The sequence below is a fragment of the Methylobacterium amylolyticum genome, from assembly GCF_030700245.1.
Taxonomy (GTDB): domain Bacteria; phylum Pseudomonadota; class Alphaproteobacteria; order Rhizobiales; family Beijerinckiaceae; genus Methylobacterium.
This window is the reverse complement of the sequence record NZ_JAUYZI010000032.1, coordinates 44,158-56,668: the sequence shown is the minus strand read 5'-3', so window position 1 is coordinate 56,668 and position 12,511 is coordinate 44,158. Positions and strand designations below refer to the sequence as shown.

The 12,511-nt window shown below is 74.9% G+C and carries 17 protein-coding genes; 4 read left to right on the top strand and 13 right to left on the bottom strand.

Annotated features, from left to right (window positions below; all coding sequences use genetic code 11):
• Positions 1 to 424: 424 nt before the first annotated feature.
• The 8 genes from Q8W71_RS21265 to Q8W71_RS21230 all read right to left on the bottom strand — a co-directional run bounded on the left by Q8W71_RS21265 (position 425) and on the right by Q8W71_RS21230 (position 5,263).
• Positions 425 to 1,054 (bottom strand): DUF938 domain-containing protein, encoded by a 630-nt coding sequence (locus Q8W71_RS21265; protein WP_305527406.1) that lies wholly within the window; start codon positions 1,052 to 1,054, stop codon positions 425 to 427.
• Between the two features lie 4 nt (positions 1,055 to 1,058).
• On the bottom strand, positions 1,059 to 1,514 hold the full coding sequence (locus tag Q8W71_RS21260) for a hypothetical protein (protein WP_305527405.1): 456 nt from the start codon (positions 1,512 to 1,514) through the stop codon (positions 1,059 to 1,061).
• 98 nt (positions 1,515 to 1,612) lie between these two features.
• Entirely contained in the window at positions 1,613 to 1,963 is a 351-nt protein-coding gene (locus Q8W71_RS21255; protein ID WP_305527404.1) for a DUF6883 domain-containing protein, read from the bottom strand.
• Positions 1,960 to 2,211 carry a DUF4926 domain-containing protein gene (locus Q8W71_RS21250; protein ID WP_305527403.1) on the bottom strand — a complete coding sequence of 84 codons (252 nt, stop codon included), beginning with the start codon at positions 2,209 to 2,211 and terminating at the stop codon, positions 1,960 to 1,962. The genes Q8W71_RS21255 and Q8W71_RS21250 overlap by 4 nt, the downstream gene beginning before the upstream one ends.
• A 63-nt stretch (positions 2,212 to 2,274) precedes the next feature.
• A complete protein-coding gene (locus Q8W71_RS21245; protein WP_305527402.1) occupies positions 2,275 to 3,153 on the bottom strand; it encodes an alpha/beta hydrolase in 879 nt (292 codons plus the stop codon).
• Positions 3,154 to 3,230: 77 nt separating this feature from the next.
• Positions 3,231 to 3,998, bottom strand: a complete 768-nt coding sequence (locus Q8W71_RS21240; protein WP_305527401.1) for an N-acetylmuramoyl-L-alanine amidase — start codon at positions 3,996 to 3,998, stop codon at positions 3,231 to 3,233.
• Positions 3,999 to 4,059: 61 nt separating this feature from the next.
• Complete coding sequence (locus tag Q8W71_RS21235; protein ID WP_305527400.1) at positions 4,060 to 4,374, bottom strand: hypothetical protein; 315 nt, start codon at positions 4,372 to 4,374, stop codon at positions 4,060 to 4,062.
• 214 nt (positions 4,375 to 4,588) lie between these two features.
• Positions 4,589 to 5,263, bottom strand: a complete 675-nt coding sequence (locus Q8W71_RS21230; RefSeq protein WP_305527399.1) for an urease accessory protein UreE — start codon at positions 5,261 to 5,263, stop codon at positions 4,589 to 4,591.
• A 219-nt stretch (positions 5,264 to 5,482) separates the two neighbouring features.
• Here Q8W71_RS21230 and Q8W71_RS21225 point away from each other — a divergent pair, with 219 nt between their 5' ends.
• The 4 genes from Q8W71_RS21225 (at position 5,483) to Q8W71_RS21210 (ending at position 8,241) form a co-directional block, all read left to right on the top strand.
• Positions 5,483 to 5,752: a hypothetical protein gene (locus Q8W71_RS21225; RefSeq protein WP_305527398.1), complete on the top strand. Its 270-nt coding sequence runs from the start codon at positions 5,483 to 5,485 to the stop codon at positions 5,750 to 5,752.
• Between the two features lie 221 nt (positions 5,753 to 5,973).
• Positions 5,974 to 6,750, top strand: a complete 777-nt coding sequence (locus tag Q8W71_RS21220) for a TerB family tellurite resistance protein (RefSeq protein WP_305527397.1) — start codon at positions 5,974 to 5,976, stop codon at positions 6,748 to 6,750.
• Between the two features lie 247 nt (positions 6,751 to 6,997).
• Positions 6,998 to 7,549 carry an RNA polymerase sigma factor gene (locus Q8W71_RS21215; protein ID WP_305527396.1) on the top strand — a complete coding sequence of 184 codons (552 nt, stop codon included), beginning with the start codon at positions 6,998 to 7,000 and terminating at the stop codon, positions 7,547 to 7,549.
• The gene (locus tag Q8W71_RS21210) at positions 7,546 to 8,241 is read left to right on the top strand and encodes an anti-sigma factor (RefSeq protein ID WP_305527395.1); all 696 of its coding nucleotides are present in this window, start codon (positions 7,546 to 7,548) and stop codon (positions 8,239 to 8,241) included. Before Q8W71_RS21215 ends, Q8W71_RS21210 begins: the two co-directional genes overlap by 4 nt.
• Before the next feature lie 81 nt (positions 8,242 to 8,322).
• Here Q8W71_RS21210 and Q8W71_RS21205 read toward each other — a convergent pair whose 3' ends face one another.
• The 5 genes from Q8W71_RS21205 to Q8W71_RS21185 all read right to left on the bottom strand — a co-directional run bounded on the left by Q8W71_RS21205 (position 8,323) and on the right by Q8W71_RS21185 (position 12,410).
• Complete coding sequence (locus Q8W71_RS21205) at positions 8,323 to 8,892, bottom strand: fasciclin domain-containing protein (protein WP_305527394.1); 570 nt, start codon at positions 8,890 to 8,892, stop codon at positions 8,323 to 8,325.
• A 271-nt stretch (positions 8,893 to 9,163) separates the two neighbouring features.
• Positions 9,164 to 9,727, bottom strand: coding sequence for an NlpC/P60 family protein (locus tag Q8W71_RS21200; protein WP_305527393.1), 564 nt, complete (start codon positions 9,725 to 9,727; stop codon positions 9,164 to 9,166).
• A gap of 350 nt (positions 9,728 to 10,077) precedes the next feature.
• Positions 10,078 to 10,644: a glutathione peroxidase gene (locus tag Q8W71_RS21195; protein WP_305527392.1), complete on the bottom strand. Its 567-nt coding sequence runs from the start codon at positions 10,642 to 10,644 to the stop codon at positions 10,078 to 10,080.
• 150 nt (positions 10,645 to 10,794) lie between these two features.
• Complete coding sequence (locus Q8W71_RS21190; protein ID WP_305527391.1) at positions 10,795 to 11,730, bottom strand: LysR family transcriptional regulator; 936 nt, start codon at positions 11,728 to 11,730, stop codon at positions 10,795 to 10,797.
• A 194-nt stretch (positions 11,731 to 11,924) separates the two neighbouring features.
• The gene (locus Q8W71_RS21185) at positions 11,925 to 12,410 is read right to left on the bottom strand and encodes a hypothetical protein (protein ID WP_305527390.1); all 486 of its coding nucleotides are present in this window, start codon (positions 12,408 to 12,410) and stop codon (positions 11,925 to 11,927) included.
• Positions 12,411 to 12,511: the final 101 nt, after the last annotated feature.

The window sequence follows — 12,511 nt, the reverse complement described above, 5'->3', positions numbered from 1 at the left end:
CGCGCAGAGAACGTCTTCCGGGGGCGCCCGGTCTCAGCGGGCCTTGGTCTCAGCGGGCCTTGGTCTCAGCGGGCCTCGTCGGGCGGGCCCTGGCGTCGGGCGGGAGCCCCGGCGCCGCGGACAGCGTGCTGGCGACGATGCCCGCGGGATCGAGGTCGCGCCCCTGTCGGCCTGCTTCCTCGGGCCGCCGACGCTGCGGGGCCTGCTGATCGGATTCGCGACGTGGCCGGTCGAGCGGCACCACGGGACGGTCGATGCGCTCTGCGCCCTCGCGCGCGGCGCCGACTGACACGATTGCCGCTCGCATGGAGCGGGGCGCGTATCAGCCGAGCCCGCCCGGCGCTCGAGCGAAGCCCGGATCCGCCATCCCGATGGGATCAAGCGGATCCGGCATGAGGCCGCGCCCTGTCCCGGCGGCCCCCGCTCAGCCGGCCGCGCGCCGGTAGACCAGGCACAGGTTGTTGGCCGGCAGGGCGATGCGCTCGGCAAACGCCAGCCCGCGGGCCGCGGCGGCCGCGGTCACCGCCTCGCGGTCGCGCACGCCCCAGGCCGGGTCGCGCGCCCGCAGGTCGGCGTCGAAGGCGGCGTTGCTCGGCGCGGTGTGGCGATCCTCCTCGCGGAACGGGCCGTAGAGCACCAGCGGCGCGCCCGGCGGCAGCAGGCGGCCGGCGCCGGCCATCAGGCCCAGGCAGGCGGCCCAGGGGGCGATGTGGATCATGTTGATGCACAGCACCGCGTCGGCGGCCGCGGCCGGCCAGTCGGGGGCGGCGGCGTCGAGGGCGAGCGCCGGGGCGATGGCGGGATGGCCGGTGGCGTGGGCGTCGACGCTGCGCCGGGCGGCGGGCTCCGGGTCGCTCGGCTGCCAGCGCAGGCCCGGCCGTGCCGCGCCGAGTTCGGCGGCGAAGTAGGCGGCGTGCTCGCCGGAGCCGCTGGCGACCTCCAGGACAGTGCCGCGCTCCGGCAGGACCCGGCGCAGGACGGCGAGGATCGCGTCGCGGTTGCGGGCCACCGCCGGCGCGGTCAGCGCGTCCCCGGAGGCGGCCCAGCCGCGCATCGGCTCAGTCGAGGCCCAGCCCGTGCAGGATGTCGCCGACCGGTCCGCCGATCCGGGCCGAGGCGGTGCGCATCACGGGGGTGCGCATGACGGGGGCGGGCGGGGCGGGCTGCGCCGCGACCGGACGGGGCCGCGCGGCGTGGCGGAGATGGCCCCGGGCCGCCCGGCGGACGTTCGCCCGCGGCCGCTCCGCGCGCGCGGCCGGCCGCGCCTCCGCGGCGGCGGCGGGCTCGATCCGGGGCGCGGCGGTCCGGAGCGCCGCGGTCTGGAGGACGGCGTCCTGCGGCGCGGCCGCGACGGGCGCGGGGCTCGCGGCGCGGGGCGGGTCCGTCCAGGCGGAGGCGGGGACGGCGGCCGCCTGGGCGGACCCGCCGTCCCGGGCGGGCAGGAACTGGACGGCCGCCACCAGCAGGGCGGCGGCGAGGCCGGCGGAGCCGAGCGTGGCGGTGAGGCGCGTCATGGCTTGAGAACGGCCGGCCAAGCTGTCCGTTCCGAAATCCTGTGGAGCGCGGGTGCGGGCGGGTTGCGCGGGCGGCCGGGGCCGGCCGGGCGCCGCCGTCACGGCAGCCGCGGCAGAGGCTTGACCGTGATGAACAGCGCCGTCGGCGCCGTATCGTAATTCCAGATCGTGCGGACATGCGCCCCGCGTCCATCGGGCGTCGGCATCAATCCGTCGTAGGCGAGCCTCCGCTCGCTGATCCGTCCCGCCTGGTACGCGAAGGTGTGCGCCGTGCGCGGTTGCTGCATCAGGGCGCGGGCCAGCTCTTCGGGTCTCTCGACGGTGAAGCCGAACGCCGTGAAGAACCTGTATCTGCCCTTGTTGTCCCGGGCGTCGGATTTCAGGAGAAAATCCGTGATCTTCCGGCTGTCGCACGACCACGTCTTCACGTCGGGGCGCGCGTCGCTCACGCCGCGGCGTCGCCCACCGACCGGAGTTCGTGAGGCAGGAGCGTCGCCAGCCCGTCGACGGGCTCCGAGAACTCCACCGCGTAGGCGGCCCCGCGCTTGATGACGTCGACGACTGTGCCCTCCGAGCCGGCCGGGATCGTCTCGCCGGCGTCGGTCACGGCCGCGCAGGTGGTCGCGACCCGCTCCAGGTCCCGGAACCGGGTCAGCGGCTCGCTCTCCTCGACGTAGCGGAATGCTTCGCGCGACATGGCTTCAATATGCGCGGGCGGGGCGGCGTTGCAATCCGGAGCCTGCGCGTGCAGGGGGCTGCCCTACCCCGCGACCAGCGCCCGCGCCGCCCGGACGAGCAGCCCGTCCGGCCGGCGCAGGGCGTCGAGGACGGAGAAGTGCTCGGCCCCCGGCACCGGCAGCAGGGCGCCCGGGGCGTGGGCGGCGGCGCGCAGGGCGTGGAGGTTGCGCGCGTCGCGCACCAGGGCCGGCAGCTCGCGGCTGCCGTAGGCGATGCAGAGCGGCTTCTCCACCACCGGCAGGCGCAGGGGCGAGAGGCCGGCGATCTCCGCTTCCGTCAGCCGCAACTTGGCGTCGAGATAGGTGTCGCGGATCGGCGCGAGGTCGTAGACCCCGGAGATCGCGAGCCCCGCCGCCACCGCGGGGTGGCCGAGATGCAGCGCCGCGAGGTGCCCGCCCGCCGACCAGCCCGACAGCACCACCGGGCCACTGATCCCGTGCGCCGGCCCCTCCGCCGCGATCCAGTCGAGCGCCGCGCCGATCTCCGCGGCGATCTCCGTCAGGCTCGCCTCCGGGGCGAGCGTGTAGCCCGGCAGCGCCACCGACCAGCCGGCGGCGTTCAGCCCCTCCGCGACGCAGGCGAAGGCTTCCCGGGCGTTGCGCTGCCAGTAGCCGCCGTGGACGAAGACGAAGCAAGGGGCGCCAGGTCTCGCGCCGGGCCGCGCGCCGGGAAAGAGGTCGAGGGCGTTGCGGGGGCGCGGGCCGTAGCGGAGGTCGAGCGTCTGCGGCCGCGCGGCGCGGTAGGCCGCCGAGGCGGCGTCGCGGGCGGCGATCTGCGCGGCGCTGTCGGCCACCGCCCGGGTGTTGTCGTAGGCCGCGTCCCGGGCGTCCGGGTCGAGCCGGGCCCAGTCCCGGCGCGGGTCGGGCGGGGTCGGGTCGTCGATGCGAAAGCTCACGTCCATCCCGGGTCAGGCTCCTGCGCGGCGGGCCCGAGCATGGCAGGGGCGGGGGGCGGGGTCGAGACGCGCGCGGGGTGCCGTCACAGCGCCGCGAGCAGGTCGCGCAGGGTGGTGATGGTCGAGGCGTCGGCCACGCCGTCGACCCGGGCCTGCCGGAAATGGCGCTGGAAGGCGGTGACCACCGCCCGGGTCCGCGCGTCGAACCGGCCGGTCACGGGCAGGTCGTAGCCGTAGAGGGCGAACAGGGACTGGAGCGCCTCGATCGGCTGGCCGGCATCGCCCTCGGCAAAGAACCGGCCGTCGGAGAGGGGGGCGGGCGGCACGTGGTGGCCGACGCCCGCGCGCGCCAACGCCGCCCACGGAAAAGTCTCGCCCGGGTCCTCCTTGCGCTCCGGGGCGATGTCGGAATGGCCGAGCACCCGCTCCGGCGGGATCGCCCAGCGCCCGCACACGTCCCGCGCCAGCGCGATCACCGCGGCGACCTGCGCGGGCGGGTAGGGGGGTAGGTCGGCGTGAGGGCCGGCACGATGGCCGGGATGGACGATCTCGATCCCGACCGAGCGGGAGTTGACGTCGGTGACGCCCTTCCAGGCGCCGGCGCCCGCGTGCCACGCCCGGCGCGCCTCGGGCACCATCTGCACCGTCTCCCCGTCCTCGAACACGAGGTAGTGGGCCGAGACCTCGGAGAGCGGGTCGCGCAGCCGCGCCAGCGCCGCCGCGCCGCTCTCCATGCCGGTGTAGTGCAGGATCAGCATGTCGGGCCGCGCCGCCCGCCGCGCGCCGTGGTTCGGCGAGGGGGCGACGCGGCGGGCCAGCGGCGTGTCGGGCGTGAGGCTGGGCGGGCTCATGCCGCCTCATGCCACGGATCGCGGCCCCGCGCGCGGGGCCGCGGGCGGCTCCTTCCGGCGGCTACTTGCTGCCGCCGCTGCCGGTGGAGCCCATGCGCGAGGGCTGGCCCTCGTTGCCGGCGGCGGCCGAGTCGACCGCGATCCCGTCCGCAGCGCGGCCGGTGGGCGAGTAGGTGCCGGCGCCCTCGGCGCCGGTCGAGCCGGCCTGCCGGGTCACGACGCCCGGGGCGCCCGGGGGCACGACGACGGCCGTGGCGGTGGGCGTCTCGATCACCGCCTGCGCCAGGGCGGGGGTCGCGAGGCCAGTCGCGAGGCCGGTGGCGAGGCAAGCGGCGAGAGCTGCGGCGCGCGCCGTCGCCGGAACGGTCTTGGTCATCGGGTACACCCTTGTCGGATCGATCGGGCAGGATACTCCTGGTTGCAGATCAACACCGATTGCGCGCAAGCGATCCAGCTCCGACGCAAGTGCGAACCGCGGTGTGCGGCAGCGCACAACGCCGGGTGCGATCGATCCGGCCCGCCGAACGTGCGGCGGCGCGGCGGGCGTCGCAGACCTGGACGTCCGGGGGGCGGCGGGCCGGGGGGGCTCGTCAGTGCTCGTGGCCGCAACCGCAACCCGGGCCGTGGTGGTGGTGGCCGTGCGCGTGCGCGTTCGCGTGCTCATGGCCGTGCTCATGGCCGTGACCATGCTCGTGCTGGTCGTGCTGGTCGTGCGCGTGGTGGTCGTGCGACCCGTGCGCATGGTCGTGATGGTCGTGCTCGTGGTGGGCGTGACCTTGGTGGGCATGGTCGTGATGGGCGTGGCCGTGCCCGTGGTCGTGCCCGCAGGTGCTGTGGTCGTGGGCCGCCCGCTCGGGCCGGAACGGGCGGGTGACGGGGCTCGCGGTGCAGCCCTGGCCGCGGACCAGCTCGGCGGTGGCGGGCGAGGCCGGGACGTGGAGCGCGTCGGCGCCGATCTCGGCGGGGACGTGGCTGCCGCCGAGCTGCCAGGCGAGCCGCATCAGCCGGGCCGGGTTCTCGGCGCGGACCTCCAGCAGCGCCTCCGGCGCCGCCCGCACCGCCACGAGTCGGCCGTCGTCGAGGCGCAGGGCGTCGCCGTCCTCCAGCGCCGCGGCCTTGGTCAGCGCCACGTCGAAGCCGAGGCCGCCCGCGGCGACCAGGGGGCCCGCGGCCGCGGCCCGGCCGGCATGGTCGAGCTCCACCGTGTCGGCGACGCGGTCGGGGCGCACCGCCGCCCGGCGGACGATCGTGGTGGCTGTCGGCATGGGATGGGGTCCCCTGATGGACGTCGCGGGAGGCGCCGCGCCGGCCGCGGCGCCGCTGGCATAGGGCCGGAGGGGCGCGGGGCGCAACTCGGGCGCCGCCGGGCGCGGAACCTTGGCCTTACGGCCGGCGTTGTTTTGCTGTTAAGCTTGGGGACCGCTCCGGACACAGAAGCAGCCCGGCCCGGGCCGGAACCGGACGCACGAGGGAGTGACGAGATCATGAAGAAGCTGACCCTGGCCGCCGTGGCCGGCCTCACCGCGCTGTCGCTCGGCGCCTGCAACACGCCCCAGGACCGGGCGCTCGGCGGCGCCGGCCTCGGCGCGCTGACCGGCGCGGCGATCGGCGCGGCCGCCACCGGCCGGGCGGGCGGCGCGCTCGCCGGCGCGGCGATCGGCGGCGCGGGCGGGGCCATCGTCGGCGCCGCCACCGCCCCGGCCTGCCCCTACGGCACCTACCGCGACGCCTACGGCAACGTGTACTGCCGCTAGTCCCGGGTTTCGAAAGGGCGAGCCCTTTCGCGGGCTGCGGGGCAGCGCCCCGCAGCCTTCGGGGCTCCGCCCCGAGACCCCGCCGAAGGGACCCGTCCCTTCGGGATCCCCGTTCCTCACTGCGGGACCGGCCGGGGCGCGACGCCCCGGCCCTTCCGCGGGCGGGGCGGAGCGGCTATCCCGGCGCTCCGCCGCCCGACCGGCGCACGACCCCCGCGCCGATGACCGCTGAGCCCACAGGATCCACCCCCTCCACCACCGGCGCGCGCCGGGCGAGCCCGGGCATCTGGGGCAAGATCGGCGGCGCCGGGTTCGGCCTCGCGGTCGGGGGGCCGCTCGGCGCGTTGATCGGCGGGGTCGCCGGCCACTTCCTCGTCGACCGGGTCGGCGCCCTGTTCGGACCGACCCCGCGGGAGGTGGTGTTCACCACCGGCCTCGTGGCGCTCGCCGCCAAGATGGCGAAGTCCGACGGCGTGGTGCACCCCTCCGAGGTCGAGGTGTTCGGCCGCGTCGTGCGGGTCGAGCCGGCCGAGCGGCCGGGGGTGGAGCGCCTGTTCGACCTCGCCAAGAAGACCACCGACGGGTTCGAGGCCTACGCCCGCCAGCTCGCGGCGACCTTCGGCGACGAGCCGGCGCTCCTGGAGGACGTGCTCGACGGCCTGTTCCAGATCGCCGGCGCCGACGGGGCGCTGCACGAGGCCGAGGAGCGGTATCTCCGCGCCGTCTCCGGCATCTTCGGCTTCGACGAGGCCGCCTTCGCGCGCATCGCCGCCCGGCACGTGCGGCTGCCGGACGACCCCTACGGCGTCCTCGGCCTCGACCGGGACGCCGACGACGCGGCGGTGAAGGCCCGCCACCGGGCGCTCGTGGCCGAGCACCACCCCGACCGGGCGCTCGCCCGCGGCCTGCCCGCCGAGGCGGTGGCGATCGCCACGCAGCGCCTCGCCGCGATCAACGCCGCCTACGACCGGGTCGCCGGGGAGCGGGGGCTGCGGTAGGGGCGGCCGGTCTCGACCCAGCGCAGACCATAGGAACGTCTGCGTGCCGGCCTCCGGTGACGCGGCGTCGGGCCACCGGACCGGGTGGTTTCGCGATGGTCCGCTTCGCGCCGGCAGAGCAGTAGAGCCGACGTCCAAGAAGCCGAATGCCCTGGCGGGGGGCTCGTCATCGTGACGAAGCTTGGTCTAAAGCTGCATCCGGGTCGGCGTCCGACTGAAGGCGCTGCAGAGTGTACGGGGAGCCAACTTGGCCGACGACGCAACGCTGCGCCTGCTGCTTGCTGGGATCGGCCGCGGGGAGGCGGACAGGCTTGCCGAACTCTACGACCTGACGAGCCCGAAACTTTTCGGTCTGATCCTGCGTATCCAACGCGACCGGGGCTTGGCCGAGGACGTGCTCCAGGACGTCTACATGCGGATCTGGCAGGCGGCGGGCACCTACAGGCCGGAGGCCGGGCCGCCGATGCCCTGGCTCGTGACCGTCGCGCGCCATCGCGCCATCGACAGCGTGCGCCGGAAGACCGAGGCGCAGGGACCGGAGTCGGAGCGTGGCGAGGATTGGGTGGCACGGCTGATCGATCCGCGTGACGGGGCGGCGGCGCTCATGGACCGCGAGGCTCTCCTGGCCTGCCTCGGCCGGCTCGACCCCGCGCACCGGGACTGCGTGGTGCTCGCCTATTGCGAGGGTCTCTCGCGGGAAGAGCTGGCCGCGCGCTTCGGCCGGCCGGTCAACACGATCAAGACCTGGCTGCACAGGGCGCTGGCGGGTCTCAAGACCTGCCTGGAGACCGTGTCGTGAGCGGCGGTGATCCCGGCCCGACGCCGGACCCGGATCTGCGCGCGGCCGAGTACGTTCTCGGCACCCTCGAAGCCGGGGAGCGGGCGGTGATGGCCCGGGAAGCGGAGCGGGACCCCGCGCTGGACGGGCGTATCCGGGCCTGGGAGGCGCGTCTCGCGCCTCTGGCGGCGGCCGTCGCCCCGGTGGCGCCGCCGACGCGGGTCCGCGATGCGCTCCTGCAATCCCTGCGCGGCCGGCGCGAGGGCGCACCGGACCCGGTCGGCCGTCTCCGGCGGCAGGTCCGGCGCTGGCAGGGGATCGCGGCGGGTGCCGGGCTGCTGGCCGCGGGACTCGCACTCTTCATAACCGTCGGGCCGTCGACGGGGCCGGGCGATGGCCGCTACATCGCCGTGGTCCAGGGCGGGGGCGCTCTGCCGGCGCTGATCGTGCGCGTCGATACCCGCAGCGGCACCGCGCAGGTCAGACCGGTCGGCGCCGATGCGCCCGCGGGCCGGAGCCTGGAACTGTGGTATGTCGGGGCGGCGGGGGCGAAGCCCCTCGGGCTCGTGGGCACAACCCCGAGCCGGGTGACGCTGCCACCGGGGGCATCGCAGGACGGTGTGATCGCCGTCTCGGTCGAGCCACCGGGCGGCTCGCCCAGCGGCCAGCCGACGGGACCGGTGATCTACACGGGCAAGCTGATCGCCGAGTGACCGGCCGGTCGTTCCCCGCGGGACACCCGGACGGGCCTGGCCCGCGGCCGCACCTGGACCGCGGGCCAGGCCCTGATCGGATCAGGGCATCAGCACGCCGTTGACGACGTGGATGACACCGTTCGACTGCATCACGTTCGGGATCGTCACCGTGGCCGTGTTGCCCTTCACATCGGTCACGAACACCTTCTTGCCCTGCACCTCGACGGCCAGCGGCTGGCCCGCGACGGTGGTGAGCGTGGCCGAACCGCCGCCCTGCTTGGCGAGGGCGGTCAGATCCTTGGCGGTGTAGAGGCCCGGGACGACGTGATAGGTCAGGATCTTGGTCAGCGTCGCCTTGTTCGCGGGCTGGACGAGGCTCTCCACCGTGCCCGGCGGCAGCTTGGCGAAGGCGGCGTTGGTGGGCGCGAAGACCGTGAACGGGCCCGGACCGTTCAGCGTGTCGACGAGGCCGGCCGCTTTCACGGCGGCCACCAGGGTGGTGTGATCCTTCGAGTTGACCGCATTCTCGACGATCGTCTTGTTGGCGTACATCGGCGCACCGCCGACCATCGGATTCTTGGCGTAGGCAGCGCCGCTCGCGCCGAGGCCGAGCGCGAGGGTCAGGGCGAGCGCCTTGGCCGTGCGGCGGCCGGTGTTCATGGAGAGCATCGTGTTTCCTTCCGTCCGAACCCCGACGAGCGGGGCAGCGCGGGCCCTTACGAGGCCATCGGAGAGAAAGTTTCGTCGGGCCGACGCGAATGCGCCGAGGCGCGACGGCCGCTGCACGCATCACGTCTGAACTGACGCGGCATCGCGACGGGCTGCCCTGGTTTCGACGTCCGCGTTCGAGCGCGGCTCGAACGCGACGTTCCGACGGAGTCGGGTCGGAGGCGGAACGTCCGGTTTCGGCCGTGGGGTCGAAAACCGCGCCCCACTCCCGTCAGCCGGCGGCGAACGGGGTCAGGCTCCAGTAGGTCGGATCGCCCTGCAGGTAGCTTCTCAGGTTCTTGGGCAGGGTCCGCTTCGCGTCGAGCTTGATGAAGTGCCGGTCGCCTTCCGCCTCGCAGGCGAGCTGGTAGGTGAGGACCACGGCTTCCGAACAGACGACGTTCTTCAGGACCTGCTGATCCAGGGTCATCCGCGAGCGGTACTTGGCCAGCCGTTCCCGCGCGCCGTCGGTGAAGCTGTTCGATCCGAAGCCGGTGACGAAGAAGGCGCGCGTCGTGCCGTAGCTCGTACCGGCCTGAAAGATCCTCTCGGCCACCGTGTGGAGCTTGTCGCGAAGCTCGGGCTTGAGATCCTTGGGCCGATAGACGTCGGCCTTCAGCGACCAATCCCCCATGTCGTCGATCTTCATGCCGGCCGACGTCGCGTGGAAGATCCGCAGCCGCGGCATCTTGCTCTTGTCGTTGCCGATCACGATCGCGCAGTGCGAGACGACGTTCGAGCTCTTCGTGATCAGGATGTCACCGATCTCAGCATTCTGTCTGTTGTAGCTGGTCATGACATCGTCCCCGGTCGCACGGTGTTCTGAAATCGATCGTCATGCGAACACGCGAGGCTATCGACGTCAATTGAATCTCGGAAGAGCGGTAAATTACCGATCCGGCCGGAGATTCGGAAACACATCTGTGCTCACCGTCTCGGAGACGGGGCAATCCCGGGCCGCGCCCGTGACCGGTGACGGCGATGGTGATCGATCGGTGACGAGGATCCGTGTCCTCGCGAAGCTGCGGGCGGCCGCCGCGCGGCCCGCGGGGCGGCGCGTGCCGGATCCCGTCTCCGAGCCCGGCGCTCCGGACGTCCGGCCGCGTCAGGCCTTGCCGCGTCAGGCCTTCGCGTCAGGCCTTCGCGTCAGGCCTTGCCGAGTTCCGCCGCGACCGCCGCGATCACCCGCGGGTCGGCCGGCTCGACCGACGTGCCGAAGGCCGCCGCGAGGCTGCCGTCGCGGGCGACGAGGTACTTGTGGAAGTTCCAGCGCGGCGTCTCGGCCGGCTTCTGCTCGGCCGCCCAGGCGTAGAACGGGTGGGCGCGCGGCATCTTCACGCGGGTCTTGGCGGTCAGCGGGAAGGTGACGCCGTGATTCCGGCGCGCCGCCTCGGCGATGGCCGGCCCGTCGAGCGGCTCCTGGTTGCCGAAATCCGGCGAGGGCACGCCGATCACGGCGAGGCCGCGATCCTCGAACCGGGTCCACAGCGCCTGCAAGCCGTTGAGCTGCCCGGCGAAGCCGCAGGCGGTGGCCGTGTTGACGATCAGCATCGGCCGGCCCGCGAAGGCGGACAGCGGCATCGGGCCGCCCTCGGGCGTCTCGAAGGCGAACGCGGTGGCGGTCCCGGTCGCGGCCCGGGCGCCTCCGATCCCGGCGCCCGCGGCCAGGGCCGCGCCGATCCGGACGAGAGCCTCGCGGCGCGCAACACTCATGGCAGAACTCCCGGCATGGCTCCTGGCCTGGCTCCCGGACGGCGAACGCGCGGTTCGCGACGTGCTCCGCCGGGATGTAGCGCCGCCGCGGTCGCAGTCCACGCGGCGGCGCGCGCGGGCCCGGTCCCGGGCGGGTTCGGTCCCGGGCCGTCAGGGGCCGTCCTCCGGCTCGCGCACCCGCCCGACCCACACGCCGCGCTTGGCCAGATCGGTGGCGATCGTCACGATCATCTCCCCCGCCACCCGGGCGGCGCGGCTGACCGGCCGGTCGGCGGGGTAGGCGACCACGAGTTCGCGCGTCGGCGCCGGGTCGGTGAGCGGCGTCGCCGACAGGTCCCCCGCCTCGACCAGCGCGTGGATCGGGGCCAGCGGCAGGATCGTCGCGCCCGCGCCCGCGCGCACGAGGCTGATCAGCGTCTGGAAGGAATCGGCCTCGATCGGGGTCCGCAGCCGGATCCCGGCGCGCTGCGCGCAGGCGTCGGCGATGTCGCGCAGCATGTGGCCGGGGCTCGGCAGCACCAGGTCCGCCTGCGCCAGCGCGGCGAAGGGCACGCTGCCCCCCGCGGCCCGGCGTTCCGCGGTCACGAGGAGCAGGCTCTCCAGCATGATCGGCACGCTGCGCACGGTGTGGAGCGGCGGCGGGTTGTAGGTCACCGCGAGGTCGATCTGGCCGCGGTGCAGCCAGTCGAGCAGGTGGCCGCTATAGGCCGAGGACAGGCGCAGGGTCAGGTCGGGGTGCAGCGCCCGCATCCGCGTCGCCAGGGGCACGGTGACGATCTCGGCCACCGTCGGCGTCGTGCCGATCGCCAGAGCGCCGCGCAGCGCCGTGTGCCCCGCGGCCGCCGCGTCGCGGATCGCGTCCATCTCCGCCAGGATCCGGGCGGCGTGGGCGAGGATCTCGCGGCCGAGATCGGTCACCACCATGCCGCGGCCGTGGCGCGCGAACAGCGCCGCGCCGAGTTCCTGCTCGAGCGCGCGGATCTGCCGGCTGAGCGCCGGCTGGGCGACGTTCAGCCGGTCGGCCGCCCGGCTGACGCTGCCGAGCTCGGCGACGTGGATCAGGGTCCTGAGCTGGGCGATGTCCACGGCGCGTCCCCGTCCGGATGGAGCGGGGACCATAGAGCGCGCGCCGCCGAAGTGGATGCCGGTTCGGCGTCAGCGCGCGCGGCCTTCAGAAGCGCGCGCGCCGCCGAAGTGGATGCCGGTTCGGCGTCGGCGCGCGCGGCGTCTCGGAAGGTCGCGCGCCGCCGAAGGGGATGCCGGGTCGCTGGACGCGCGCGTCAGAACGGCCGCATCAGCGCCGAGGCGATCATCAGGGTGGCGCTGCCGCTGGCCTTGTTGACCGTGCACTCGACGCGCAGGACCTTCGTCTCGACGGTGGCGCTCTCCTCCGGGTCGCGCCGGGCGGCGGCGGCGCAGCGCTGGGCGGCGGCGCGGATCACGGGCGGTTTCAGGTCGAGGGTCGCGGCGGCCGCCGTCGCGGCGAGGGCGAAGTAGGCCGGCGGCGGGGCCGCGCCCGCGTAGGACACGAACACGCCGGGGCCCTTGCGCGGGTTCGGGCTGCGGCATTGCAGGGCGAAGTCCAGGGCGTCCGGGTGGCTGAAGTGGACGTACACGTCGCTGCCGACCGTGCGCCGCACGATCGTCGCCCCCGTCGCCTCGGCGATCCGCCGCCCGACGTCGCCGCACCCGTCGGCGCGGGCGGGGGCCGGCGGCAGCGGGGCCGTCGCCGGCAGCAGGGCGAGCGCCGCGATCCACCGCCTCATCCCTCACATCCCCCGCCTCGCGTCGGCGGCGGTGATAGGGCATCGGGCGCGTAGGCGGAACCCGCCTCGGGGCCGGCCGATCGCCAAGTCCCCCGAGATTG

Coding starts and splice junctions, on each gene's coding strand:
- Q8W71_RS21265 (WP_305527406.1), bottom strand. CDS start 1,054: ATGCGCGGCTGGGCCGCCTCCGGGGACGCGCTGACCGCGCCGGCGGTG.
- Q8W71_RS21260 (WP_305527405.1), bottom strand. CDS start 1,514: ATGACGCGCCTCACCGCCACGCTCGGCTCCGCCGGCCTCGCCGCCGCC.
- Q8W71_RS21250 (WP_305527403.1), bottom strand. CDS start 2,211: ATGTCGCGCGAAGCATTCCGCTACGTCGAGGAGAGCGAGCCGCTGACC.
- Q8W71_RS21245 (WP_305527402.1), bottom strand. CDS start 3,153: ATGGACGTGAGCTTTCGCATCGACGACCCGACCCCGCCCGACCCGCGC.
- Q8W71_RS21240 (WP_305527401.1), bottom strand. CDS start 3,998: ATGAGCCCGCCCAGCCTCACGCCCGACACGCCGCTGGCCCGCCGCGTC.
- Q8W71_RS21235 (WP_305527400.1), bottom strand. CDS start 4,374: ATGACCAAGACCGTTCCGGCGACGGCGCGCGCCGCAGCTCTCGCCGCT.
- Q8W71_RS21230 (WP_305527399.1), bottom strand. CDS start 5,263: ATGCCGACAGCCACCACGATCGTCCGCCGGGCGGCGGTGCGCCCCGAC.
- Q8W71_RS21225 (WP_305527398.1), top strand. CDS start 5,483: ATGAAGAAGCTGACCCTGGCCGCCGTGGCCGGCCTCACCGCGCTGTCG.
- Q8W71_RS21220 (WP_305527397.1), top strand. CDS start 5,974: ATGACCGCTGAGCCCACAGGATCCACCCCCTCCACCACCGGCGCGCGC.
- Q8W71_RS21205 (WP_305527394.1), bottom strand. CDS start 8,892: ATGCTCTCCATGAACACCGGCCGCCGCACGGCCAAGGCGCTCGCCCTG.
- Q8W71_RS21200 (WP_305527393.1), bottom strand. CDS start 9,727: ATGACCAGCTACAACAGACAGAATGCTGAGATCGGTGACATCCTGATC.
- Q8W71_RS21195 (WP_305527392.1), bottom strand. CDS start 10,644: ATGAGTGTTGCGCGCCGCGAGGCTCTCGTCCGGATCGGCGCGGCCCTG.
- Q8W71_RS21185 (WP_305527390.1), bottom strand. CDS start 12,410: ATGAGGCGGTGGATCGCGGCGCTCGCCCTGCTGCCGGCGACGGCCCCG.